The sequence below is a fragment of the Mycobacterium sp. HUMS_12744610 genome (assembly GCF_041206865.1).
Classification (GTDB): Bacteria; Actinomycetota; Actinomycetes; order Mycobacteriales; family Mycobacteriaceae; genus Mycobacterium; species Mycobacterium servetii.
Window position 1 is genome coordinate 2,845,456 of sequence record NZ_JBGEDP010000001.1, and the last position, 23,280, is coordinate 2,868,735.

23 protein-coding genes and 3 pseudogenes are annotated in these 23,280 nt (G+C 68.2%); 11 read left to right on the top strand and 15 right to left on the bottom strand.

Going from position 1 to position 23,280, the window contains the following annotated elements; translation table 11 throughout:
• Nucleotides 1–16: 16 nt before the first annotated feature.
• The 3 genes from AB8998_RS14010 to AB8998_RS14020 are packed head-to-tail and all read right to left on the bottom strand — an operon-like array spanning nucleotide 17 to nucleotide 2,921.
• Nucleotides 17–961, bottom strand: a complete 945-nt coding sequence (locus AB8998_RS14010) for an SDR family oxidoreductase (protein WP_369741569.1) — start codon at nucleotides 959–961, stop codon at nucleotides 17–19.
• Nucleotides 962–974: 13 nt separating this feature from the next.
• Nucleotides 975–2,204 (bottom strand): cytochrome P450, encoded by a 1,230-nt coding sequence (locus AB8998_RS14015; protein WP_369738464.1) that lies wholly within the window; start codon nucleotides 2,202–2,204, stop codon nucleotides 975–977.
• Nucleotides 2,205–2,243: 39 nt separating this feature from the next.
• Nucleotides 2,244–2,921, bottom strand: a complete 678-nt coding sequence (locus tag AB8998_RS14020; RefSeq protein ID WP_369741570.1) for a TetR/AcrR family transcriptional regulator — start codon at nucleotides 2,919–2,921, stop codon at nucleotides 2,244–2,246.
• 156 nt (nucleotides 2,922–3,077) lie between these two features.
• On the opposite strand from AB8998_RS14020, the gene AB8998_RS14025 reads away from it, so the two are divergent.
• The gene (locus AB8998_RS14025; RefSeq protein WP_369738465.1) at nucleotides 3,078–3,554 is read left to right on the top strand and encodes a nitroreductase family deazaflavin-dependent oxidoreductase; all 477 of its coding nucleotides are present in this window, start codon (nucleotides 3,078–3,080) and stop codon (nucleotides 3,552–3,554) included.
• Between the two features lie 103 nt (nucleotides 3,555–3,657).
• Entirely contained in the window at nucleotides 3,658–4,770 is a 1,113-nt protein-coding gene (locus tag AB8998_RS14030; protein WP_369738466.1) for a sulfite oxidase, read from the top strand.
• A 27-nt stretch (nucleotides 4,771–4,797) separates the two neighbouring features.
• On the opposite strand, the gene AB8998_RS14035 is transcribed toward AB8998_RS14030, so the two are convergent.
• The 4 genes from AB8998_RS14035 to AB8998_RS14050 form a co-directional block, all read right to left on the bottom strand.
• Nucleotides 4,798–5,646 carry a DUF4344 domain-containing metallopeptidase gene (locus AB8998_RS14035; protein WP_369738467.1) on the bottom strand — a complete coding sequence of 283 codons (849 nt, stop codon included), beginning with the start codon at nucleotides 5,644–5,646 and terminating at the stop codon, nucleotides 4,798–4,800.
• Nucleotides 5,647–5,817: 171 nt separating this feature from the next.
• Nucleotides 5,818–6,309 (bottom strand): DUF2231 domain-containing protein, encoded by a 492-nt coding sequence (locus AB8998_RS14040; RefSeq protein ID WP_369738468.1) that lies wholly within the window; start codon nucleotides 6,307–6,309, stop codon nucleotides 5,818–5,820.
• A 120-nt stretch (nucleotides 6,310–6,429) separates the two neighbouring features.
• Nucleotides 6,430–7,050 carry a hypothetical protein gene (locus AB8998_RS14045; protein ID WP_369738469.1) on the bottom strand — a complete coding sequence of 207 codons (621 nt, stop codon included), beginning with the start codon at nucleotides 7,048–7,050 and terminating at the stop codon, nucleotides 6,430–6,432.
• Nucleotides 7,051–7,178: 128 nt separating this feature from the next.
• Nucleotides 7,179–7,988 carry a SigB/SigF/SigG family RNA polymerase sigma factor gene (locus tag AB8998_RS14050; RefSeq protein ID WP_369738470.1) on the bottom strand — a complete coding sequence of 270 codons (810 nt, stop codon included), beginning with the start codon at nucleotides 7,986–7,988 and terminating at the stop codon, nucleotides 7,179–7,181.
• A gap of 717 nt (nucleotides 7,989–8,705) precedes the next feature.
• Between AB8998_RS14050 and AB8998_RS14055 the strand changes: the two genes are divergently transcribed.
• Entirely contained in the window at nucleotides 8,706–9,584 is an 879-nt protein-coding gene (locus AB8998_RS14055) for an SDR family NAD(P)-dependent oxidoreductase (RefSeq protein WP_369738471.1), read from the top strand.
• Here AB8998_RS14055 and AB8998_RS14060 read toward each other — a convergent pair.
• Both AB8998_RS14060 and AB8998_RS14065 read right to left on the bottom strand, forming a co-directional pair.
• Complete coding sequence (locus AB8998_RS14060; RefSeq protein WP_369741571.1) at nucleotides 9,579–9,986, bottom strand: hypothetical protein; 408 nt, start codon at nucleotides 9,984–9,986, stop codon at nucleotides 9,579–9,581. The genes AB8998_RS14055 and AB8998_RS14060 overlap by 6 nt on opposite strands.
• A gap of 148 nt (nucleotides 9,987–10,134) precedes the next feature.
• Nucleotides 10,135–10,806, bottom strand: coding sequence for a TetR/AcrR family transcriptional regulator (locus AB8998_RS14065; RefSeq protein WP_369738472.1), 672 nt, complete (start codon nucleotides 10,804–10,806; stop codon nucleotides 10,135–10,137).
• 242 nt (nucleotides 10,807–11,048) lie between these two features.
• Between AB8998_RS14065 and AB8998_RS14070 the strand changes: the two genes are divergently transcribed.
• A complete protein-coding gene (locus AB8998_RS14070; protein WP_369738473.1) occupies nucleotides 11,049–12,824 on the top strand; it encodes an N-acyl-D-amino-acid deacylase family protein in 1,776 nt (591 codons plus the stop codon).
• 88 nt (nucleotides 12,825–12,912) lie between these two features.
• Here the strand turns inward: AB8998_RS14070 and AB8998_RS14075 are convergent, their stop codons facing one another.
• Nucleotides 12,913–13,500 (bottom strand): TetR/AcrR family transcriptional regulator, encoded by a 588-nt coding sequence (locus AB8998_RS14075; RefSeq protein ID WP_369738474.1) that lies wholly within the window; start codon nucleotides 13,498–13,500, stop codon nucleotides 12,913–12,915.
• A gap of 73 nt (nucleotides 13,501–13,573) precedes the next feature.
• Here AB8998_RS14075 and AB8998_RS14080 point away from each other — a divergent pair, with 73 nt between their 5' ends.
• Nucleotides 13,574–14,119, top strand: coding sequence for a class I SAM-dependent methyltransferase (locus tag AB8998_RS14080; RefSeq protein WP_369738475.1), 546 nt, complete (start codon nucleotides 13,574–13,576; stop codon nucleotides 14,117–14,119).
• Nucleotides 14,120–14,132: 13 nt separating this feature from the next.
• Here AB8998_RS14080 and AB8998_RS14085 read toward each other — a convergent pair.
• A pseudogene (locus AB8998_RS14085) lies at nucleotides 14,133–14,735 on the bottom strand (PPE family protein, SVP subgroup); the annotation flags it as partial.
• A 17-nt stretch (nucleotides 14,736–14,752) separates the two neighbouring features.
• Nucleotides 14,753–14,878, bottom strand: a pseudogene (locus AB8998_RS31585) (PPE domain-containing protein); the annotation flags it as partial.
• A gap of 138 nt (nucleotides 14,879–15,016) precedes the next feature.
• Between AB8998_RS31585 and AB8998_RS14095 the strand changes: the two are divergent.
• Nucleotides 15,017–15,361, top strand: coding sequence for a helix-turn-helix domain-containing protein (locus tag AB8998_RS14095; RefSeq protein ID WP_369738284.1), 345 nt, complete (start codon nucleotides 15,017–15,019; stop codon nucleotides 15,359–15,361).
• A gap of 26 nt (nucleotides 15,362–15,387) precedes the next feature.
• Nucleotides 15,388–16,437, top strand: coding sequence for a transposase (locus AB8998_RS14100; protein WP_369738131.1), 1,050 nt, complete (start codon nucleotides 15,388–15,390; stop codon nucleotides 16,435–16,437).
• 144 nt (nucleotides 16,438–16,581) lie between these two features.
• On the opposite strand, the gene AB8998_RS14105 is transcribed toward AB8998_RS14100, so the two are convergent.
• The 3 genes and pseudogenes from AB8998_RS14105 to AB8998_RS14115 form a co-directional block, all read right to left on the bottom strand.
• Entirely contained in the window at nucleotides 16,582–18,261 is a 1,680-nt protein-coding gene (locus AB8998_RS14105; protein ID WP_369738476.1) for a transposase, read from the bottom strand.
• Between the two features lie 190 nt (nucleotides 18,262–18,451).
• A pseudogene (locus tag AB8998_RS14110) lies at nucleotides 18,452–19,706 on the bottom strand (PPE family protein).
• A gap of 344 nt (nucleotides 19,707–20,050) precedes the next feature.
• Nucleotides 20,051–20,437 carry a thioredoxin family protein gene (locus AB8998_RS14115; RefSeq protein WP_369738477.1) on the bottom strand — a complete coding sequence of 129 codons (387 nt, stop codon included), beginning with the start codon at nucleotides 20,435–20,437 and terminating at the stop codon, nucleotides 20,051–20,053.
• A 145-nt stretch (nucleotides 20,438–20,582) separates the two neighbouring features.
• On the opposite strand from AB8998_RS14115, the gene AB8998_RS14120 reads away from it, so the two are divergent.
• From AB8998_RS14120 to AB8998_RS14135, 4 genes are all read left to right on the top strand, one after another.
• Nucleotides 20,583–20,852, top strand: coding sequence for a metal-sensitive transcriptional regulator (locus tag AB8998_RS14120; RefSeq protein ID WP_369741572.1), 270 nt, complete (start codon nucleotides 20,583–20,585; stop codon nucleotides 20,850–20,852).
• A gap of 82 nt (nucleotides 20,853–20,934) precedes the next feature.
• Nucleotides 20,935–21,357, top strand: a complete 423-nt coding sequence (locus tag AB8998_RS14125; protein ID WP_369738478.1) for a DUF302 domain-containing protein — start codon at nucleotides 20,935–20,937, stop codon at nucleotides 21,355–21,357.
• A 34-nt stretch (nucleotides 21,358–21,391) separates the two neighbouring features.
• Entirely contained in the window at nucleotides 21,392–21,751 is a 360-nt protein-coding gene (locus AB8998_RS14130) for a carboxymuconolactone decarboxylase family protein (protein ID WP_369738479.1), read from the top strand.
• Nucleotides 21,752–21,874: 123 nt separating this feature from the next.
• Complete coding sequence (locus AB8998_RS14135) at nucleotides 21,875–23,239, top strand: wax ester/triacylglycerol synthase domain-containing protein (RefSeq protein WP_369738480.1); 1,365 nt, start codon at nucleotides 21,875–21,877, stop codon at nucleotides 23,237–23,239.
• Nucleotides 23,240–23,280 lie beyond the last annotated feature (41 nt).

Sequence of the window (23,280 nt, forward strand, 5' to 3'; positions counted from 1 at the left end):
GCATCACTTCCTGCGGTCAGTCCGGGTACGTGACACCGGTGAGTTGTTCGGAAAGCCGCCACAGTTTCGCCACGTCCGGCTCGCTGCGTGCCAGGCGGGGGACCGCGGCGAAGGTGACTCCGCCGCAGGCCGTTTCGTAGAACCCCCGCGGACCGTAGTACTCGGCCCCGCGGGCGTCCGGCGAAACAGCGGCGTAGAGCGACGGTTTGAGGCCCTCGTCGACGTCGAGCCACATGAAAGGCAGCAGGCGCCACGTCAGGCGCGTCAGTCGCGCCTGCAGCGTGGGTTTCTCACGTCCGTAGGACGCGCCGCTGAGCAGGTTGGTCTTGCTCAGCCCGGGGTGCGCGGCGTTGGACATCACGCCCCAGCCGCGTTCGCTGCTGCGCCGGTCCAACTCGACGGCGAACATCAGTTGCGCAAGCTTGGCCATCCCGTAGGAGCGCATGGGCCGGTAGCCCGATTGGGCATTGGCGTCGTCAAAATCCAGCCTGCGCTGTGTCGCGGCGAGGCTGCCGACGGTCACCACGCGCGCCGACCCGGCGGCGCGCAGCACGGGCAGCAGCCTGCCCGTCAACGCGAAGTGCCCCAGATGGTTGGTGCCGAACTGCAATTCGAAGCCGTCGGAGGTCGTCTGACGCTGCGGTGGTGTCATGACGCCGGCATTGTTGATCAGGACGTCGACCGGGCGGCCCTCGGCGACCAGTTCGTCCGCGAGCGCCGCCACGCTGCGCAGCGACGCCAGGTCCAGCTGCTTGACGGCCAGCTTGGCTTGCGGCAGTTCGCGGCGGATCGCGGCGACCGCGTTGTCGCCGTTGGCCCTGCTGCGGACGGCCATGACCACCTCGGCCCCCGCGGCCGCCAGGCGTTTCGCCAGCCCGAAACCCAGGCCGCTGTTGGCGCCGGTCACGACGGCGAGGCGGCCGGACAGATCCGGCACCTGCAGGGCGAGACCCGGCTTCACGGCAGCCAAACTCTCACCACGTCACGGGGAGCTCGTAGACGCCGTAGGCCAGGGCGTCGTGCTTGAACGGCAGCTCGTCGAGCGGCACCGCCAGCCGCAGCGTCGGGATGCGGCGCAGCAGGGTTGGCAGCACGATCTGCAGTTCCATCCGGGCCAGCTGCTGACCGACGCACTGGTGGCGGCCGTAGCCGAAGCCGACATGCGGGCCGTCGTCGCGGGTAAGGTCCAGCCGGTCCGGGGCCGGGAACTGACGCGCATCCCAGTTCGCCGGCGCCACGTCCAGAATGATGCCCTCGCCCGCCCGGATCGTCTCGCCGCCGATCTCGATGTCCTCGACGGCGATGCGGCGCTGGCCGGTCTGGATGATGCTGAGATAGCGCATCAGCTCCTCGACGGCCACGGCGATCACCTTGGGGTCGGCGGTGTCGCGCATCAGCGCCAGCTGCTCGGGGTGATCGAGCAGGGCCGCGACGCTCAGGCTGAGCATGTTCGCCGTCGTCTCGTGGCCGGCGATCAGCACCCCGGTGGCCAGTTGCGCGGCCTCGCGCACGCTGAGCTCCTCGGCGCTCACCCGCTCGGCGAGGTCGGACACCAGGTCCTCGGAGCGATCGTGCATCTTGGTCCGCACCAGGTTGGCGATGTACTTCGCCAGCGAGGCGGCGCCCTGCGCGGTGTCCTCCGCGGTGGCGTACCGACCCATGCCCCGCTGGGCCTGCGCCTGGAAGAAGTCCGCATCCTCGTACGGCACACCCAGCAGCTGGCTGATGACCAGCGACGGGATGGGCAGCGCCACCGTGCTGACGATGTCGCCCGGGTTCGGGCCGGCCAGCAGGGCGTCGATGTGGTCGTCGGTGATCTGCTGAACCGCCGGGCGCAGTGCCTCGACCCGCTTGAAGGTGAACGGCTTGGACAGCATCCGACGGAAGCGGGTGTGCTCCTCGCCGTCGGAGGTGAACACCGAACGCGGCCGGGTGTGCACCGTGGCAAGCATCCCCTCGTTCCAGTGCGGGTAGCCGGGCAGCCGGTCGTCGACGCTGGCGCGGGAGTCGGTGAACAACGCGCGGATCGCGTCGTAGCCGTGGATCAGCCAGGGCGTGCTGCCGTCCCAGATCCGGACGCGGCTGAGTTGCCGGTTCGCGTTGAGCGCCAACGACTCCGGCGGCGGGGCGAAGGGACAGCCCGGTGCGCGCGTCATCGGGAACTCGGGAATGTCGGTGGCGGTGCCGGTCGAGACGTCGGTCATGCTGCTCCTCGGTTGTGGTCGTGTCCGTTCCGGCGACACCTAGCCGCCCGCCGCGCTCACGTGCACCGGCGCGCGCCACAGGCCGACGATCGCGTCGATCAGTCCTTCGCCGGCGACCGGCCACGCCGAACGCGATCCCGCCCCGTGCTCGGCCAGCGCGCCTTCGTGCTCGGCGCAGGTGTGCACCAGCAGGTTGCGCACCATCACGATGCGTTCCGAGCGCACCCGTCTGGGCAGGTCGGGCAGGCAGCGGTTGATGCCCTCGATGGTGCGCACCAGCCCCGGCGAGGTGAGAGCGTCCTTGGTGACGACGTGGCGGCACGTCGGGTCGGCCATCGCCTGGGCGGCGAACCGCGCATACCAGCTGGGAACGCCCAGCGCCGCCAGGTGATCGGTGAGCGGGCGCACCAGTGCCCTGACCCAGTCCCGCAGTTCGGCCGAATCGCCGATATCGGTCAGCATCCGGGCGCGCAACTGCTCGATCGGCTCGCGGTGCTTGCGCTCGATCGCCCGCAGCAGGTCGGTTCGGGTACCGAAGTGATAGCACGCGGCCGCGTTGTTGCCCTGGCCCGCGGCCTCGCTGATCTGCCGGTTTGACACCGCGTACATGCCACGCTCGGCGAAGAGCACCTCGGCGGCCGACAAGATCGCCTCCCGCGTGCCCGTCGACCTGCCGGATCGAACCATCCGCTCGGCGGTCATCGCCTCAGTGAACACCGCCAGCAACATTAAATCAAGCAATTTATTTAGTTCGGTGGCGGCCCCACCGGTAACCCGCCGCCACGGCCCGAGAACTGGACGAAAAGCCCGGTAGCCGAGGTCATTTCATCGGCCCGACACCCGGCGGGGAGCAACCCGGAATACAGTGTCCGTATGAATCCGCTGCAGCGGCTGGCGCGGAACCCGACCGCATACCGCTGGCTGGTGTTGGCCGGAAGTCCGCTGATCGAAGCTCTCGAGTCGGTGCTGCGGTTCCTCAGCGTCGGGCGGGTCGGCGTGCTCGAACTCGTCGGGCTGCCCGGTGTTCGGATCACCGTCTCGGGCCGCAAGACCGGTCTCGCCCGGACCGCGACGGTTCTGTCCGCCCCCGCCGGGGAGGGGCTGATCGTGGTCGGGTCGAACTGGGGCCGCCGGCGTCACCCATCGTGGTCGGCGAATCTCAAGTCGGCACAACGCGTCAGCGTGCGCCGGGGCCGCCAGGTGTTCACCGCCGAGGTCCGGTTCCTCACCGGTGCGGAACGCGAGACGGCGTGGGCCACCGTGCTGCGGCAGTGGCCCAACTACCGGATCGCCGAATCCTTGGCGGGCGGAAGGCAATTCCGCCTGTTTCTGCTGACCCCCACCGCGTGACCCCGGCCGGGCTCGCCGGGGGATCCGCCCGCTGCGCGAGCAGGCTTCGGCCGCCCGGTGAGGAATCGTGAGTCGTGCCCGTCCGACTGGGTAACCACTCCTCATGACACCGACCGCAGTGCTGGGGATCAAACGCGACGACATGATCGTGCGGAAGCAGAGCCCGTACAACGCCGAGCCGCCCGCCGCGGTGTTGGCGGAAAGCGACATCACCCCGATCGACGCTTTCTATGCGCGCAATCACGGCTCGTTTCCCGACATCGCACCCGAACAGTGGCGCCTCACGGTCGAGGGCCGGGTGGCCACGCCGCTCACCCTGACCTATGACCAGCTGAGCGCCGGTTTCGACCGGCACCGCGTGGTGGCGACTCTGGCGTGTGCCGGGAATCGCCGTGAGGATCTGCTGCGGGTGCGACCGATTCCGGGGGAGGAGCCGTGGTCCCACGGGGCGATCTCGACGGCGGAGTGGGGCGGTGCCCGCCTGGCTGACGTCCTCGCGGCCGCCGGGGTGCGCTCCGAGGACGGGTTGCATGTCGCGTTCCGGGCTCTGGACGTCGCGGAGCGGGCCCGGCCCGTCCAGGCCTACGGGAGCTCGATACCGCTGAGCAAGGCCATGTCACGGGAAGTGCTGCTTGCGTGGCAGATGAACGGAGAACCGCTTCCCCGCGCCCACGGCGGCCCGGTACGGGTGGTCGTGCCCGGATACATCGGCGCCCGCAGCGTCAAATGGGTGACCGCGATCACGGTGCAGCCCGGCCCGTCGGACGGTTACTTCCAGGCCCACGATTACCGCGTCCTGCCGGCAGACGCCGACCCGGAGTCGGCGGCCCCGGGCGAGGGCATCGCGCTGTCGGCGCTGCCGCTCAACTGCGACATCCTCCACCCCACCGACGGCGACCGGGTGTCGCCGGGCGAGCTGACCATTCGTGGCTACGGGATCGCGGGCGACGGTCGCGGCGTGGCGCGGGTCGAAGTATCCCTGGACGACGGGCTCAGCTGGCAGCAGGCCCGCCTACATCCCGCCCCCGGCGAATGGTCATGGCAGCCCTGGTCACTGACCGTGACCGTCGGGCCGGGCCCGTTGCGGATCATCGCCCGCGCCTGGGATGACACCGGCGCCCTGCAGTCGGAATCGGCGGATTCGCTGTGGAATCCGGGCGGATACGCCAACAACTCGTGGGCCCGCGTCGCAGCGTGCGTGGGGGCAGCCGGCTGAGTCCTCCGGCAGGCCGAGGTCGGCTTCTCAGCTCGGCTTGCGCAAGTGCGCACCCAGCAGCTGCTGCCATCCCCTGGACATGTTGCGAAACTCTTCCTCGCAGTTGCCCGCCCGGTCTTCGGGAAGGTCGCCCGACGTGACGATGCCGGCGTTGGCCGCCGGGTCCGAACCATAGATCCAGCACTCCCAGTTGTACATCCGCGTGATGTCCATCGAGTGTCCGTCCCAGAACGGCAGTTCGTTCGCGTCGCCGGACTCCTTTGCGCTCAGCTTCCACTCCTGGGCGGTGTCGGTCGCGATGCGGACACCGTTGGGATAGGGCTGTCCGTCGGCGCCGGGGGTGAGAAGCATGAACGCCGAAAGTTGGTCGGCCACGTCCTCCTCGCGTCCCGTGAACGCCAGTTCGTACATGGCGAGCGTGGCGTGACCGAGCTCGTGGTAGGCCGCCGAGACCGCTTCGTCGACGGCGGGGGTCACCGGATCCGGGCTGCCGTTCCCGGCGAAGAGCCGTTCCGCGTGATCCCGTGCCTCGTAGCAGAGTTGAATCTCGTTGGCGGCGGGGTCGTAGAAATCGTTGTCCGTGTTGCACTGCTTGCCCGCGAGCCCCAGGTTGGACGGCAGCAGCAGGTCGTCCTCGATGTGCTGGGCGAGGTCTTCGAGGACCTTTGCGTCCTGCATGATCTGGCGGCCGTGCAACGCCTCCGGCGTTTCCGCGTCCTCGTAACGAATCGTCACCTTCCCCGACGCGGAGGCCGGCTTGGCCACCTGCGATGCCTCCGCCGACGAAGCGCCGGCCTCTTTGGCACCGACCGGGTCGCCGCCGCATCCCGCCGCCGTGAGCAGCGCGGCACACGCTGCGGTGACTCTGACACGCACTCTCATCGTGTTGACTCCCGTCCGGAAATGCCCCCGCAGCCGCCCCCGAGCGATCCTTCGCGGCCCCCATGGAGCCTGGGGGAACGGTACGACACAATGCTCATCCCGCGGGGAACTTTGCGGCCACGTCGACATCGGCCAGTGGCGTAGAGGGTTATTCGCGGCCGGAGACTATGGCTTGTGTGCCTTCTCCAGGCGTGCTATCTCGCTACCCCACACGGACCGAGCGCCGGCGTCACCGACTCGGTAGATCTGGATCATCGATGAGATTCCGACGGCGAGAACGACTATCCCGGTGATGACGGACATGGCGACCGACGGCTTGGGTGACCTGTGTTCGGTCACGCGCAGCACGACGAGTCCGACGGCGACCGCCAGCAGAGCGGCGGCGAAATAGACCATCGTGCTGCCGAGCGCGGCGTGTTCGCGCAGGATGGGGCTCGGGCTGGCCCGCAGGCTGTAGAGCCACAGGCCGGCGTTCGCGGTGATCGGCGTCAACACCATGGTCACGGCGGCCGAGATCAGCGTCAGCCACATCAGCTGGCCGCGCCGGGCGGCCGGCCACAGTCCGCACACGATCTCCAGCAGCGCGGTCAGCGGCACCAGCCCTACGACGAAGTGCAGCAGCAGGGCATGACCGGGCAGGCCATTGACGACGTTCATCGAACTCCTCGGCAGGTCAGGGCTGCGTGGCACCGGTTGCGGCCGCCGGTGGCGCCCACGACGATAGCGCCGGCACGCGTCAAAGTGCGGGCGGACACGGTCGGTCCACCGGTCCGAGGCTCAGCCGCCGAGCCCCTTCTTGACGGCCGCGTCCTGCTTCTGGCCGACCTCGGTCATGAAGTCTTGGGGCACCAGTGAGCCGGGCGGGCCGTCGAACTGCAGCGTGACTAGGGCCCTGCCCTCGGTGAACAGCAGGACCGTCACGCCCTTGTTGCCGTCCGGGGAATCGCCGGACAGTGTCGTTCCGCCCGTGCCGATGTTGGCCGGGCGTGACGTCGGGTTCTTCACGACGTCGCCCTGCGCGCCTTTTGCCGCGTTCAGCGCGGCCGTTGCGGCGGCGGGATCGGGGTACACCTGGATGGTGTCCTTGATCTGGTGACTGCCGTCTTCATCGCGGAATGTCACGGCCACGCCCGGTTTGCCGTTCGGGTTGTCCGTCGGGGGGCCGCCGGTGAAGGTCACGGGGGCGTTGATGTCCGTCGCCTGGATCAGCAGGCCGGAGTAGTGGCCCGGCTGTGCCGCGGCCGTCGAGGCCGGTGCCGGACCACTGGTGCCCGGGGCCGAGGTGGCAGACCCTGGTTTCGGGTTCGACGACGTCGAATGGCTGCCACAGGCGTTCAGCGCGACCGTCAGCGCCGTCGCCGCGGCCACGCCCGCCAGAACCGCCGGAGAAAACCTCACCGCACGCGCCCCTTCCCGGCTCCGTCCCGGGCCGCCTCAGGCGAGGCAAGCCGACTCGAATGCCGAATCGGACAGTACATCGCCGGCAAATCGGGCGTACCGGAAAGGGGCGGTGTGGCAGCGGCGTGCTACTCCAACTGGTCGCGGAGGCAGCGCAGCGTGTTGGCGAGGATGCGCGACACCTGCATCTGCGAGACGCCTATCCGTTCGGCGATCTGGCTCTGGGTCATCGATTCGAAGAACCGCATGTGCAGGACCTCGCGTTCGCGGCGGGGTAGCGCGCTGACGAGGGCGCGGACCGCTTCCCTGTTGGTGATGTGGTCGATCTGAGGATCGACGCCACCGACCGCGTCGGCCACCAGCCGGGGCTTGCCCGAACCGTCGGCGCCGATGGGCGCGTCCAGGGACTCGAGCCGATAGGCGTCACCCGCGACGAGGCACTCGACGATCTCCTCATGGGGGACTTCCAGAACCTGCGCGAGCTCGCCGGCTGTGGGCGCCCGACCCAGCTTCTGCGCCAAATCTCCTGTAGTTCTGCTGATTTGGACGTGCAGCTCGCGCAACCGCCGAGGGACACGCATGCCCCAGCTGTAGTCGCGGAAATAGCGACGGACCTCACCCATCATGGTGGGGACCGCAAACCCGATGAAGCTGGGCCCTTTTTCGGGGTCGAAACGGTTGATGGCGTTCATCAGGCCCAGGCGTGCGACCTGCGTCAAGTCGTCGAGACCTTCGCCGCGACGTCCGAAGTGGCTGGCCACGTGGTCGGCCAGCGGCAGGCAGCGGGCCACGATGCGTTCGCGTTGGTGTTGGTACTCGTGCGATTCGGCTGGCATCTGGCGCAGCGCGACGAACATCTCGATGACGTCGTCATAAGAGTCGTCCGGTTGTGATGTGGTCGAGCTAGAGGGGCGGGGCGGGGCCAGGACGTCGGTCATCGGCTGGAGAACCCCCACCGTCGGACTCGACACGTGCACGGAACAGTTTGCATCGTTGCTCTTCCTCTGCGTCGTGTGCAGCGGGACGGCAAGGCATGTGGATGCCCGAGGCGCCTCCCGCGGCACCCGTATCCGTGTGGATATTGGCCGCAGCGCGCACGGTGCTAACGGGGGCGGTGGCAGTTGACTTATCGACGTATGCCACGGAAACCCAGCAGCCGAGCGGCTGACTGGCCGCTTTGAGCTAAACGGCGACCTGTCCAGAACGGACTCACTGGCGACTATACGCGACATCGCTCCAACCCGCGACGGGTACGCGAAATCTGGCTTGCGAGAAGGGTTCTACCGCCGTTCGCGTGCGATCCGGCCCTTAGCCACAAACGATCGCACGCCCGGCGGCGGGCGTGGCGCAACGCGGGGAATCCCTTGGTGGCTCGTCGTATTGGGCCGCGGAGGGCCAGGGGTCCGACGCCATCACCGCTTTGCCCGCGGCGGTTCGTGGTACACCCGTTGGTTCATGTGCTGTTCACCTGGCGGAAACCTCGCCGGGTGCAGGCGTCCCGCTCGGCCCGGTTGGGGCACGTCGGCGCACCGGCGCGGTACGGTTCCGGTGATGTCGAACACGCGCGCCCGACCATCGTTTTGCGAGCCCACTCGGAAGGTCCTGCCGGGCGAAGCCTTCCGGCAGGTAATGCGGCGCTGGGAAGGTCCGGCGCGATGAGCGAGGATTTGCTGGCCGGTCGGGGTGCGGTAGTGTCCGGCGGCAGCCGGGGGATCGGACGCGCGGTTGCCGAACTGCTGTGCTCTCTCGGTGCCGGCGTGGTCGTCAACGGGCGTGACGCGGCCGCCGTGGACGAGACCGTCGCAGCGCTGAGATCTTCGGGCGGACGGGCGACCGCGGTCGTCGGCGCCGTCGACGACGAGCGGATCGCCGGTGCTGTCGTCGATCAATGCATCGGCGCGTTCGGCAGGCTGGATGTCCTGGTCAACTGCGCCGGGGTTGCCGAGCCCCCGGGGTCATCGATCCTGAACATCTCGCCGGCGCAGTTCGACCACCTGATCGGTGCGCACCTCGGCACGGCGTTCCACACCTGCCGGGCCGCCGCCCGCGTCATGGCCCCCCAGGGGCGCGGTTCGATCGTCAACACCAGCTCGGTGGCGTTTCTCGGCGATTACGGCGGCACCGGGTACCCCGCCGGCAAGGGCGCCGTCAACGCACTGACGATGGCCGTCGCCGCCGAGCTCAAAGCCTATGGCGTGCGGGCCAACGTGGTGTGCCCCGGTGCGCGGACCCGGTTGTCCACCGGGGCCGAGTACGAACAACACATCGCGGACCTGCATCGTCGGGGGCTGCTCGACGAGGTGAAAATGCGGGCATCGCTGGACAGCGCCCCCGCCGAGTTCGTCGCCCCGCTCTACGCCTACCTCGCGAGCGACCTGGCGCGCGAGGTGACCGGTCAGATATTCGTCGCCGCAGGAGGATTCGTCGGCAGGTTCGATCGTCCGACGCCGCGGGTGCTGGGCTACCGCGATCACCACGAGGCCGGGCCGTGGTCGATACCGGACCTGCACGAGATGATCGTCACCGGGTCATGAACCCGCCCGGCGATGCTTGGGCGTCAGCGAATTCACGGCACGCAGCAGGCCGCGCAGCGCGTAGGCAGCAGTCACCAGCGACAGCAGGATCAACAGCACGAACATCGGGAGCCAGTTGCTGCGGCTGTGGTTGACCTCGCACCAGATGACGGTGAACAGCACCACACAGGCCAGCAGCACGATGTCGCGCCAATTGCCTTGATAAGACAGGGCGGCCTGACGCAACGCGCGACTTCGGTCGGAGCCGTCGATCAGGTCGTCGATGCGTGCGTCGATCGTGCGCTGCAACTCCGCTCGCCTGGCGGTGGCGTCCGGCGGCAGGCGGTCCAGCAGGTCCATGTCCTGCTTGATCAGGGCCCGGTAGTCGGGGCCACGGAATTGCCCGGCCACGATGGCGAGCATCGCGCCACCGAACACCGGTGCACTGTTCAGCGCCAACTGCGGACCCACCAAGTCTGCTCCTTCATCCGTCGACGCCGGCCGTCCGAAGCGGCCCGCCGGGCAACACAGTCGCGAAAGTGTATGGCCATGTCCCGGTTCGCCGATCGGGTCAGGACGCCGCCGGGGGGCGCCGACGCCCGGGGGACGGCTCCGGCAAGCGCAGGGTGTCCATCGCTCTGACCAGTTGCGGATAGGCGATCGCGGGCCCGATCCAGCGGGTGAGGTAGCGGCGCAGTTCGGGGCCGCTGCGCGGTGGCCGTCCCGGGTCGGCGAGAAACGAATGCAGGACCCTAAGGCAGAACTCGTTCAGTTCGTCCAACGCTGCTTCGTCGAACCCGACACTCTCCCAATCGATTTCGAAGCGGTGCAGCATGGAGCGGGCGAAAGCCAGGGCGGTGTCCGACACGATCGACACTTTCTGGCCGCCGCGGTGGCGCTGATTGAGCACGAATTCGACCTGCTTGTCGGAGGCCAGCTGTTCGACCGCGAAGGCGATCCCCTCCGTCACCGCCACCACCGGGTCGGTGACACCCGCCAGGTGGGCCGCCGAGCGGTCCAGGAACCCGTCGGCCGAGCGCATCGCCGATGCCACCAGCAGCGCCTGCGTGCCGGGGAAGTACCGGTAGACGGTCTGCCGTGTCACCCCGAGGACGCGGGCCACGTCGGCGATGCGCATCGCCGAGCCGCGCTCCTCGATGATCGCGTCGGCGGCATCCAGGATGCGCTCGATGGCCTCCTCGTCGGAGGCGGGCGTGTTCCCCGCCCAACCGTGGCTGCGCATGCTCAGCGAACGGTCGTCCGGCGTCCGGTCGTCCCCACACGCGGATCATAGCGTCCGAGCACGGAGTTCGGCCCCGCTCGGCAGGGCGGGCGGTGCTGCGCAGCCCGAGCCGTCTCGGTAGACATCGCAGACCGTGTGTATGATCACCGCACGTCTGGAGGCGGAATCGCGAGCGACGCGCACGCCCGGCGCGAGTCGGTGCCGCACGGTATCCGGCCCGGCGCCGGCAGGGAGGCCGAACAATGCAGTACGACACCGTGATCCTCAACGGCCGCTGGTTCGACGGAACGGGCGCTCCGTCGGCCCCGCGCAACATCGGTGTGCGCGACGGCCGCGTCGCCACGATCACCGCCGCACCGATCGAGGCGCCGGGCGCCGACGTCATCGATGCGACGGGCCAGTGGGTGATTCCGGGCATGATCGACATCCACACCCATTACGACATCGAAACCCTCTGCGAGCCAGGGCTTTCCGAATCGCTGCGGCACGGTGTGACGACGGTGATGCTCGGTTCGTGCTCGTTGTCCACGGTGTACCTGAACAACGTCGACGCCGGCGACATCTTCGGCCGCGTGGAGGCGATCCCCCGGCGCTACGTGATCGAGCACCTGGACCGGGCGCGCACCTGGAGCGATCCCGGCCAGTATGTGGCCGCGCTCGAGCAACTGAACCTGGGCCCCAACGTCGCCGCCTTCATCGGTCACTCCGACATGAGGGCGGCGACCATGGGGCTGGACCGCGCGACCCGCAAGGACGTGCGGCCCTCGCCGGCGGAATTGGCGCGGATGGAGTCGATGCTCGAGGAGGCGCTCGACGAAGGATTCGTCGGGATGTCCTCGCAGCAACTGCTGTTCGACAAACTCGACGGGGAGCTCTGCCGCTCACGCACGCTGCCGTCGACCTATGCCACCCCGCGCGAGTTGCGCCGCCTGAACGCCATTCTCCGGCGGCGCGACAAGATCCTGCAGTCCGGGCCCGACATCAAGAATCCCCTGTCGGTGCTGTCGCAACTGGTGACGTCGCTGGGAATCGGTCGTCCCCGGTTGAAGACCAGCCTGCTCTCGGCCGCGGACATCAAGGCCATCCCGCCCGTCATCCACGTCATGGACCGGCTCGGTAGGCTCGTCAACGCCCTGGGCGGTGACTTTCGCTGGCAGCATCTGCCGGTGCCGTTCGAGGTCTACGCCGACGGAATCTCGTTGGTGGTCTTCGAGGAGTTCGGCTCCGGTGCCGCGGCTCTGCACCTGCAGGACGAGGTCGAGCGCAACGAGTTGATGCGCGACGAGGAATATCGCCGCTGGTTCCGCAGGGACTACGGGCAGAAATTCGGGCCCAGGGTGTGGCATCGCGACTTCTTCGACGCCGAGATCGTGGCCTGCCCCGACCGGTCGGTGATCGGGAAGTCCTTCGGGCAGGTGGGACTCGACCGCGGGGGGCTGCACCCGGTCGACGCCTTCCTCGACCTGGTGGTCGAGCACGGCGAAAGTCTGCGCTGGCGCACCACCATCTCCAATCACCGGCCCGAACTGCTCCGCACGCTGGCGCAGAGCCCGGCCGTGCAGATGGGTTTCTCCGATGCCGGCGCACACCTGCGCAACATGGCTTTCTACAACTCCGGCCTGCGCTTGCTGCGGCACGCGCACGACGCCGAGAAGAACGGCAGACCGTTCCTGTCGATGGAGCGCGCCGTGCACCGGCTCACCGGCGAACTCGGGCTGTGGTACGGGATCGATGCGGGCACGCTGCGCGAAGGCGACCGGGCCGACATCGTCGTGCTCGACCCGGACAAGCTCGACGATTCCCTCGACAGCTACGCCGAACACCCGGTGCAGTCCTACGGCGGGCTGTCGCGGATGGTCAACCGCAACGACGACACGGTCAGCGCGGTGCTGGTGTCGGGACAGCTCGCGTTCGGCGGGGGCTTCGGCGGGGGCAACGCCTCTCTCGCGCTGGGCAATCGGAAGCTCGGGCGCTTCCTGCGGGCCGGACGGGCGTCCCGGAAGCTGACCGCGGCTTAGCCCTCTATCTAGCCCTCTATCTAGCCCTCTATCTAGCCCTCTATCTAGCCCTCTATCTAGCCCTCTATCTAGCCCTCTATCCAGCCGCCTATCCGGCCGCGGGCTCTCCCAGGATGAGCTCGACGGCCCGGTCGAGTTGCCCCGCGATCTCCTGATACGTGACGAAGCGAGCCGTCATGAGCGCTCCGGCGAACGTCATTTGCAGCGTGGATTTCACCGCGCGGGGCCAGCCGGGGCCCAACGCCGCCGCGATCCGCCTGGACACCTCCTCGCCGATCTGTTCGCGAAGGGGCGTCACCGCCGGGTCGTCGGCCATCAGCGCCGCTCCGCAGGCGACGGTCAACTCGGGCTCGTCGGCGACCGCCACGGCCATGTCCCGCAGGGTGGCGCTGACACGGGTCCGGGTCGCGTCGTTGACGTCGGTGTGTAGCGGCAGGTCGCATAGGAAACGCAGGTAGACCGCGGCCACCAGGGCGCTTTTCGACGGAAAGTAGGTGTAGGCGCTGGCCGGCGAGACCCCGGCCCGGGTCGCGACCGCGCGCATCGTCAGGTTCGCGTACGACGATTCGCGCAGTTCCTCCATTCCGGCGTCGAGCACCTTGCGGATGGTCTGCCCGGGACGGCGATCGGAGCGGCGTGCTGCTCCGGCTCTCGGAGAAGCCGCTGCCGTGGACACCGGTCCAGTGTAGGAACGGCGTGCGCGCAACCGTCGGCATTCGCTCGGCCGGGCCCTGGGTAGGGTGACGCACGTGGTCGAGGGTGACCGGCTGCGCTGGGACAAGCGGTATGCCAGCCTCGGGCCCCCCGCGGTGGGCGCGGTGGCGGTCCCCGGTGTCTTCGCGGCTTGCGAAGACGTTTTCCCGACCACGGGACGCGCCCTCGAGCTGGCCTGCGGGCAGGGCCTCGGCAGCGTCTGGCTGGCCCGGCGGGGGCTCGATGTCGTGGGGCTGGACATCTCGCCGGTCGCCACCGGTCACGCCCGGTACCTGGCCCGCCGCTGCGGGGTCGGCGACCGTTGCCGCTTCGACGTCGCCGACTTCGACGACGGCCTGCCGGCCGGTCCGCCGGTCGAGGTCATCCTCTGCCACAAGTTTCGCGACCGCCGCCTCGACCGGGCGATCGTCGAGCGCCTGGCGCCAGGAGGGCTGCTGGCCGTCGCCGTGCTCAGCGAAGTCGGGCGGGGGCCCGGGCCGTTCCGTGCGGCGGCCGGCGAACTGCCGGTCGCGTTCGCCGGTCTCCGCGTTCTCGCCGCCGGTGAAGGGGATGGTTGCGCCTGGCTGCTGGCACGCGCGTGAGGACCGGGGGACGCTAGCCGGCGAAGGACGGCCGCGCCATCACGTTGGGGCGGAGACCGTACTTGGGTCCGGCACCACCGGAGGCGCCGTGACCCATGCCCACTGGCGGGATGCCGCCGAGCAGGTTTCCGGACTCTGCGGCCGCCGCCTCGGGGTTGGGCGTGAGGCTGCCGACGAGGTGGGCCGGGGTATGGGCCAAAGGTGCGGTGGCCGCCGTCTAGGCGACCGGCACCGAGAGCTTGCCGCAGAGGGAGCCGGCGCCGCCCATGGTGGCCGACGCCGCGTGGGCGGCGACGCCGCCACCGCCGAGCAAACCGCCGATCCCCCCAGGCCGGGCAAGGCCCTGCCGGCATTAGCGGCGACCGGCGCCGCCGTGCCACCTATCCACCCCAGCGTCTTGGATATCTGAACGCCGAAGTTCCCCCATGTCGACACTGCAGAAGGGCAGCCCCTCGGTGTTGTAGAAGAAGCTGGCTTAGGGGGCGTATCCGTTGAGGAAGGTTCCGAGGTTGGTGGGCAGCATGGTCTGCCCGGTCAACAGGAACCACACCTTGGTCAGCGGGGGGAACGACGAGGTGGTCGACGCCGCGGAGCTGGGCGAGGCGAGGCTCTGCAGCTGGCTTGGCAACGACGAGATGAATTCAACTCCGCGGCCAGCCCGTTCCACGCCGAGGCCGCCGCCATCAGCGACGACGAACCCGGACCCGAATACATCCGCGCGGAGTTGATCTCCGGCGGAATGGCACCAAAATCAATCACCTTTGACCTCCTCTAGGACGGCGCTGATGTAGTGACCTCCAGCAGGGCGGTGTTTTGCGTCTGACTTCGCGATAGAGATCGGTGTGTCGATCAGACGACATCCGACGGGTTCTCCGAGCTCTCTTGGAGGATCTGATCATGTCCGAAGCAAACTCTGGTGGCGACCGCTCGCACCGTCGCCCGAAGCGGTTCTTGAGCCCGTCGCAGAAGTACGAGATATGGCTGCAGCTGGTACGCCAGGAGGTGACGATCGCCGAGGCCGCCGCCAACCATCAGGTGGATCGCACGACGATCATGCGCATCCGCACGATCGCCAAGGAAGGTGCGCTGGCCGCGCTGGCGGCAGCCAAGCCAGGCGCGGCGGCCCGCCAACGCGACTACGAACTCGATGCCGCCAAGGCCGAGAACGCGCGGCTGTCCGAGGCACTCAAGGAGATGGCCGTGCGGCTGACGTTGGTCGAGGGAAAAGGGCGCTGGGGCTAAGTGGCCGAGTCCCACACCGTGTCGACGTGGCCACCAAGACGGCGCTGTTGGGCTTGCTCGACCAGGCGGTCGATGAAGGTTGGACACTGCGCCAGGCATGCCATGCGTTGGAGCTCGGCGAGCTGCGGGCACATCGCTGGATCGCTCGCCGAGCGATCGGCCAGCTGGTCGACAAGATCCCTGGTGGGTCGCCCATGCATGGGCTGCTCGACGAAGAAGTCAGCGAGATCTTGGCGTTGTTCGACCAGTGGGGCGAGACCGACCGCTCGCACCGCAAGCTTGCTCACCGCGGCTCTTATCTGGGCCGGGTATGGGTGTCACCGTCGAGTGTTCGTCGGGTCCTGTTCTTGGCGGACAAGCACTTTCGACCACTTCCCAAGCCTGGACGTTCTCAACGCAAGCCCTTCCCGGATTGGGTGGACTACAAGCCGAACTCGATCTGGATTTACGATACGACGCACTTCACCAGGGCGGGGATGGCAGTGTTGATCATTCAGGATTTGGTCTCGCGCAAGTGGATCACCGAGGTCGTCTCCGCTGAGGAAACCTCCACCCAGGTCGAGATCGGGTTCACCGACGCGCTCGACATCGAGGGACTCCTGCAGGCCGTTGAGCGACGCGCCGACGGCCTGGTCGATATCGGCATCGACGACCAGGCCCGGCCGATCCTGCTCGCGGTGTCCGATAACGGTCCCCAGATGACGTCGGGCTCGACGCGGGAGTTCATGGCCATGTCTGCGATCGCCCAGCACTTCGGACGCCCCGGAACGCCGACCGATCAAGCCTGGATCGAGAGTTTCAACGGGCACCTCAAGGCCGAGTTCCCGCACCTGCTCGCGATCGAGGACCCCGCCACCCTGCGCGCCGAACTTGCCGTCACCCGCCAATTCTGGAACGGAGTCCGGTTGCACGCCGGCATCGGCTATGTCACGCCCAACGACGAACACGAAGGACGAGGGGAGGCCATCCGCAAAGCACGCCAAGCCGGGCTCGAATCCGCCCGCAACCGCCGACTTGCCTGGCACCGCCAGCAAAGGCACACTCAACCCATACAGGATCCCGACGATGTTGTCTGATCAAACGCGAATGTCTATCGCAAAGTCAGAAACACCTCAGCGGGGATTTCGCGGTATCGGGGTCTCGACGGCTGGGAGGGGCTTGCGGGCTGATATTAATGGGATCGTAGGTGGCCTGGTGGCCTGGTGGCCTGGTGGTCCCGATCAGGCGATGGCCCAGCCCCCGGCCGCTGAATGCAGGCCCAGGCTGGCCAATCGGGCGAGGTTGATCGCGCCGGCTCGGGCGAGGATGTCGGTCAGGATGCGTTGTTGTCCGCGGCAGCGAGCCTTGCGACCACCCCAGGGGCGCCGGGTGAAGTGACTGATCTTGCGTTCCACAACCGGCCGATACGTTCGGTAATCGGTCTGCCAGGCCGGGTCGCGTTGGCGGGCCTTGGCCAGCTGTAGGGCGGCCTCATGGGCATGGATGGTGATCACCCGTCCACGGCGGGCTTTGGTGCATTGCGCCCGCAGCGGACACGACCCACACAATGCCCCGAAGCGAGCGACCTGCTGACGCCGCCCGGTGCTGATGGCCACAGTGTGCTCGGCCGGGCAGGTGACGGTGCCCGCAGTCAGGTCGATACCGAACTGGTCTTTGGAATAGCCGTTGGCGTTGCGCACCGGGGGCACTTTGGCGCGCATGTCATGGCCACGTTGGGTCTGCTCATCGAGGGTGGCCCCATCAGCGTAAGCCGAATCGCCATACACCTCAAAGACATTGGGCTCCGACTCGTTTCGCACATGCTCACCGTGATCGGTGATCGTTTCATCGGCATCGGCATCGGCATCGGCATCGGTGGCGGCATCGGTGGCGGCGGAATCGGGTGCAGCACTCGTGGTGTCGGTGACCGGGTTGCCCAGCAGCTCGTCGATGACCTCACGGTCGGCGGCGTTGGCCGCGGTGACGGCCACCGCGGTGATCAGCTCGTCATCGGGATCGATACCCAAATGGGACTTGTAGCCATCGAAGGTCCGCGCCCGCGACTTATGCCCATGGCGGGCCTCGGTATCAACGGTGGAGATCAGCCGATCCCGGGCCACCCGCCTCGCGATGCGAAACACCCCGTCGTCGCCGGCCTCGACGTCCTGGCCGGCCACCAGCGCCAGCAACTCGACCGCCTCACCGAGTGCCCCGTCAAGCTGGCGGCCATCGCAGGCCTCCAGTGCTGCCTTGGCGTCGCGCACCAGCGCATCGACCAAGGCTTCACGCGCCGTGGGATCGTCCCAGTCACACGGTGGTTTTCCCAGGCTGGCGTAGTCATCGTCGCGGGTCAGCACGGTGCGCACCGCACCGGCCACCTCCGGATCGGCCCGATCGGCCACCGCCAGTAGTTTGCGGATCGCGGCCCGCAGCTGGATCACCGTGTCCTGGGTGGCCACCGCATCCAACAGCGGAGTGGAATCGAGCACCCGGCGCCGTCCCCGCAACAACCCCGCCGCCCGCGCCGTGGTGTTGACGTCCTCGAACAACCGCCGTGGCCGATCCGATGCGCGTAGCCGGTTGCGCATCCCGACCAGCACCGTGGGATGAAACGCCTCCGCATCCACGGTCAACCCGGCGGCCGCTTTCCAGCGCAGGTCAAAGGCCAGCCGGTCGCAGGCCTCCCGATCCGAAAGCCCCTCGTAGGCCTGCAGCAGCATCACCGCGGCCATCACCCGCGCCGGCACCGTTGGCCGACCCAACGCCGAACGCTTGAACACATCAGCGAAATAATCGTCGTCGAACAGTGCACCGCCGTGGTCGGCCAGCAGCCGATAGATGCTGCCCGCCGGCAGCTGATCGCCGACAAGCAGCATCACGTCATCGAACCGGCCCTGCCGATTTTCCCGTCCCAAAGCCACGCATCTGATCCTCGCCGCCCATCCATGCGAAACCCGCTCAGCCACGCCGAAAGTCAGCGACTAAAACAGCACCGTCCTAGCCGGTCGCGGCCGTGTTGGCCGCCCCGAACTCACGCCCGAAGTGGTTGCGGTCTCCTGTGAACCCCCTTGGAGTCCAACAGCTTTCCGGGGCCCCGTCGCTTTCATGGCGTCATCCCGCAGACTGGGGCCGCAGGACCACGCTGTGGCGCGGCCCGTACCGATAACCGAATCCGGGCCCCTGCTTGGCATGGCCACCCGCGGGCATCCCAGTGAGCAGACCGTGGACTCCCGGGTTCGGGCCGACACCGGAAACATTGGGGCTCACGGGGGAGTCGGCGCCCGACAGGACCGCGACCACAGTGCCCGCCCCCTCAGGTGGGCCGGCCCAGGCCGCCTGTACGGACAGCACACCCACCTTGCCGGCCTGGCTCACGCTCGCCGAGAGCCCCGGACCGGCGTGGCCGAGGTCGGCCGCCGAGGCCGCCGCCAGTACCGGTCCGTTCAGCCCCAGGCCGGAAAATTGCGGGGTGGGATACCACGCCCCACCCGCGCCGGCCGTCGAGCCGCCGGGACCGAAGGTCAGCTGCTGTCCGATCGACCACGCGAAGTTGCCGACGCCCACCCTGAAGTAGGCCTGCGGGGTCTGCTTGATGACGGTGTTGCAGTTCGGCGGTGTCAGGCCGAGCCAGTTGTTGGTCGGCGTCGGTATCCACTGCCGCAACCAGCCGGGTAGCGCCGATGTGGGAGATGTCGACGCCGCCGACGACGAAAGCGGTTGCAGCGCTTCGGGAGCCGCGACGAGCGACGCGAGCTGCGGCACTGTGTCGGCGGCGTTTCCGGCCGGGCTGGCGGCGGTTTGCGCGACCGCCACGGCCTGCCGGCTGCCGGCGTCCGTGGCCGCCGTGTTCGGAGGCGACCGGAACAGCGTCACGAGGGCGGCGCTCGCCGACGCGGCGGCATAACCGTACATGGCGGCCGCATCCTGCGCCCACATCTCCAGGTACTGCGCCTCGGTCGCCGCGATCGCCGCGGCGTTCTGCCCGAAGAAGTTGGTCGCGATCAGTGCCGCCAGCTGAACCCCGTTGGCCGCGATCGCCGGTGGGGGTACCGTCATCGCGAATGCCGTGTCGAAAGTGGCCGCGGCGCCCCGGGCCTGACGGACGGCCTGCTCCGCCTGGGTGGCCACCACTCCCAGCCAGTTCGCGTATGGCAGCACCGCTGACACCATCGATGCCGACACGGGGCTCACCCATGACCTACCCGTCAGCTCCCGAAACCACCGATCCGTAGCCGTTGGCGGCCGTGGCGAGTTCGGCGGCCAGCACGTCCCATTCGGTCGCGGCGACCATCATCGATTCCGATCCCGGCCCCGCGTACCTGCGACCGGAATTGATCTCGGGCGGCAGTCCACCGAAGTCCAGCACCGCATCCCCTCTCACACAACCGCGACCGCTTGCGCGGGCCCGGTCACGTCCCGGCACCGTGGTGTTCGGCGAACCGCCGGCGGGGGAGGGACGGCAGGCGGGTGCCGAAGGCGCCCCGGCCGGCGAACCGCGTCTGCGGCGGGGCTCCGCGCGGTCACAGGGAGCGGTGCGAACCGTTCGGCGGCCACGCGACAGAGCCCAATGTCGCACGTGACGCGGGCTTACCGACCCGGCGAGTGGAGCGATTCATCCCTGTCGTCAGCGACTGTGCCGCGCCGCGCCTACCTAGACTTAACGGCACATTAGCAAACTATTCGCTTGCCGCGGTTCGGCGGCGGCGCGCATCATGCGGGGCGCCGCCGCGCCGCTTCGGCTTTGCGGCCGGCGATCTTGGTGCGGACGGCGGCCATGTCCAGCGCCCGCACCTGTGCGATGAGGTCCTCCAGCACGGCGGGGGCCATCGCGCCCGCCTGGCTGTAGACCAGGACGCCGTCGCGAAACGCCATGATGGTCGGTACCGAACGGATCCCCAGCGTGGCGGCCAACTCGGACTCGGCCTGGGTGTCGACTTTGGCGTGCACGATTTCCGGGTGCGTCTGCGCCGACCGTTCGTAGACGGGCGCAAAGGCGCGGCAGGGCCGGCAGTATGCGGCCCAAAAGTCCACCAGCACTATCGGATTGCCGGTGATCGTCGATGCGAACGTGTCGTGGGTCAGGTCGGTGGTCGTCATCGTTTCTCCTGGAGATTGGTTCTGCAGACGCCAACGCCATACCCGGTGGGGTATATTCCTGGGTGCGGTACCAAATCGGCGAACCCGGGGCACATATACCCCCCTGGGTACTATGATGAGGTATGCAACCACGATGGAGGAACCAGTGAGCGGCGAACAAGACAGCATGACCGCGGTGCTGAACCGGCTGCGGCGTGCCCAAGGCCAACTTGCCGGAGTGATATCGATGATCGAACAGGGGCGCGATTGCAAGGACGTCGTCACGCAACTGGCCGCGGTCTCGCGCGCTCTGGACCGTGCGGGGTTCAAGATCGTGGCGACCGGATTGAAGGAATGCGTCACGGGTACGACGGCCAACGGCGCGGCTCCCATGAGCGAAGCCGAACTCGAGAAGTTGTTCCTCGCCCTCGCGTAACGCGCGGGAGCGACATCGATCCAGGCAAGACAAACGGCCCAGGCAACAGCATGGACCCCGAGCGACAAAGGACGGAGTCGTTATGGACATCGCAATCGCGACACCTCTGCACACCTCCTTCGACGACGCGGTCGCGCGGACGCGCGCCGCGCTGGCGGAGCAGGGATTCGGGGTGCTGACCGAAATCGACGTGAAGGCCACGCTGAAGGCAAAACTCGGCGAGGACATGGAGGACTACCTGATCCTGGGTGCCTGCAACCCGCCACTGGCGCACCGCGCCGTGTCGGCGCACCGCCAGATCGGGTTGCTGCTGCCGTGCAACGTCGTCGTGCGTACCGACCCCGACCGGGACGGTACGGTGCTCGTCGAGGCCATGAACCCCGCCCTCATGGTGGAGTTCACCGGGGAGCCGGAGCTGCGGCCCGTCGCCGAGGAGGTCACTGGCAAGCTGCAAGCGGTGATCGACTCCTTGAAGAGCAGCGCATCGGTGACCGCCGCCGAATAGGGACATATACCCGCGGGGGTATAGGATGAGAGCCATGTCAGACCAGCAGCATCACCACAAAGTCCTCGAGGACCTCCTGCCTCAGCATCGCGAACTCCGCCAGCAGATCCCCGAGGTCTACAAGGGCTTCGCGGCCCTGTCCGGGGCAGCGTTCAACGAGGGCGCACTGAGCCGTAAGGTCAAAGAGCTGATCGCGATGGCAATCGGCGTCGTCGAGGGATGCGATGGATGCATCGCATCGCATGCCCAGGCGGCCGCCCGTGCCGGCGCCACACCGGAGGAAGCCGCCGAGGCGATCGGTGTCACCTTCCTCATGCACGGTGGGCCCGCCACCATCTACGGCGCTCGGGCCTACAGCGCGTTCTGCGAATTCGCCGACGCCAAAACGTCCTAGACGCGCCGGCGGTCGTCTCTTTCCGACGACGAATGGCACGACCTTGAGGGACCAAAGTCATGGCGTGCCGTCGAACTGCTGACCTTTGCGTCCGCCAGTCGTAGCTTGGTGCCCGGAGCACCTATGACTGCCTTCATGCGAAACAGCGACGCCTTCACCTGGGCGATGGAAAGTGACCCGCGGCTGAGGTCGACGGTGGTAACCGTCCTGCTGCTGGACCGATCCCCGGACTGGCAGGAGGTGCGTGACCGCTTCGATCTGATGACCCGCAAGCTGCCCATGTTCCGGCAGCGCGTGGTGGCATCGCCGCGGCCCGCTCCGCCCCGGTGGGAATACGACCCGAACTTCGACCTCGACTACCACATGCGGCGGGTCGCGGTGCCGTCCGGCGGCACGTTCGACGACGTGCTCGAAATGGCCCGGCTGGCCGACATGCAGGATTTCGATCGCGCCCGGGCGCTCTGGGAGACGACCCTGGTCGAGGGCCTCGACGACGGTGGCGCGGCATTGATCTGCAAGTTCCACCACGCGCTCACCGACGGAATCGGCGGCATCCAGATCGCGATGCACCTGTTCAACCTGTCCGCAGACCTGTATGCGCGTGAACCCATGCCGCCCGAACCGGCGGCGCCGGGGCCGTCGCTGCTGGACCGCTACCGCGACACCTTCCGGTACGACGCCGGCGTGCTCGGCAGCGCCGTGGCGGGCGCGGTGACGTGGGCTCCGCGGCTGATCTACGACAGTGTCCGCCGGCCCGTCACGACGATTCGATCGACTGCCTCCACCGCGGCATCGGTGTACCGGACCATCCGGCCGATCAGCCAGACCGGGTCACCGCTGGTGACCGACCGCGGGTTGAACCGCCGCCTGGGGGTGCACGAAGTCCCGAAGCCCCTGTTGCGGGAAGCGGCGCACCGATGCGGCGGGGCGCTCAACGACGCGTTCGTCGCCGGGGTGGCCGGGGGATTGCGGCGATACCACGACAAGCACGGTGTCACGGTGGGAGACCTGCACCTGACGATGCCGGTCAGCCTGCGGACGGCGTCGGACGACATCGGGGGAAACCGGATCACGCTGATGCGATTCGACGTGCCCGTCGGCGAGACCGACCCGGCAGCGCGGATCAGGGCCATACATCTGCGCAGCGGCGCGGTGCGGGACGAGCGCTCCCTGCCCTACACGCAGGCGATCGCCGGAGCGCTCAACCTCATGCCGCGGTGGTACATCGGTTCGATTCTGCGCCACGTCGATTTCCTGGCCAGCGACGTACCCGGGGTGCCGGTACCGGTTTTCCTCGGGGGTGCGAAGGTCCGCACGCAATACGCGTTCGGCCCGACGATCGGCTCGTCGGTCAACGTCACGTTGCTCACCTACATCGACACCTGCACCCTGGGCATCAACGTCGACATCGCAGCGATACCCGATTACGACGTCTTCCACGACGCGGTCGTGGCCGGATTCGACGAATTGCTCGCGATCGCCGACTGAGCGGTTCCAGACCGTTCCCGTCGAAACCAGCCGGTCCCGAA

What these genes read in the sequence shown, in the direction of transcription:
- AB8998_RS14015 (WP_369738464.1), bottom strand. Translation starts at nt 2,204, where the DNA reads ATGACCGACGTCTCGACCGGCACCGCCACCGACATTCCCGAGTTCCCG.
- AB8998_RS14025 (WP_369738465.1), top strand. Translation starts at nt 3,078, where the DNA reads ATGAATCCGCTGCAGCGGCTGGCGCGGAACCCGACCGCATACCGCTGG.
- AB8998_RS14030 (WP_369738466.1), top strand. Translation starts at nt 3,658, where the DNA reads ATGACACCGACCGCAGTGCTGGGGATCAAACGCGACGACATGATCGTG.
- AB8998_RS14040 (WP_369738468.1), bottom strand. Translation starts at nt 6,309, where the DNA reads ATGAACGTCGTCAATGGCCTGCCCGGTCATGCCCTGCTGCTGCACTTC.
- AB8998_RS14050 (WP_369738470.1), bottom strand. Translation starts at nt 7,988, where the DNA reads ATGACCGACGTCCTGGCCCCGCCCCGCCCCTCTAGCTCGACCACATCA.
- AB8998_RS14055 (WP_369738471.1), top strand. Translation starts at nt 8,706, where the DNA reads ATGAGCGAGGATTTGCTGGCCGGTCGGGGTGCGGTAGTGTCCGGCGGC.
- AB8998_RS14060 (WP_369741571.1), bottom strand. Translation starts at nt 9,986, where the DNA reads ATGCTCGCCATCGTGGCCGGGCAATTCCGTGGCCCCGACTACCGGGCC.
- AB8998_RS14065 (WP_369738472.1), bottom strand. Translation starts at nt 10,806, where the DNA reads ATGCGCAGCCACGGTTGGGCGGGGAACACGCCCGCCTCCGACGAGGAG.
- AB8998_RS14070 (WP_369738473.1), top strand. Translation starts at nt 11,049, where the DNA reads ATGCAGTACGACACCGTGATCCTCAACGGCCGCTGGTTCGACGGAACG.
- AB8998_RS14095 (WP_369738284.1), top strand. Translation starts at nt 15,017, where the DNA reads ATGTCCGAAGCAAACTCTGGTGGCGACCGCTCGCACCGTCGCCCGAAG.
- AB8998_RS14115 (WP_369738477.1), bottom strand. Translation starts at nt 20,437, where the DNA reads ATGACGACCACCGACCTGACCCACGACACGTTCGCATCGACGATCACC.
- AB8998_RS14125 (WP_369738478.1), top strand. Translation starts at nt 20,935, where the DNA reads ATGGACATCGCAATCGCGACACCTCTGCACACCTCCTTCGACGACGCG.
- AB8998_RS14130 (WP_369738479.1), top strand. Translation starts at nt 21,392, where the DNA reads ATGTCAGACCAGCAGCATCACCACAAAGTCCTCGAGGACCTCCTGCCT.
- AB8998_RS14135 (WP_369738480.1), top strand. Translation starts at nt 21,875, where the DNA reads ATGACTGCCTTCATGCGAAACAGCGACGCCTTCACCTGGGCGATGGAA.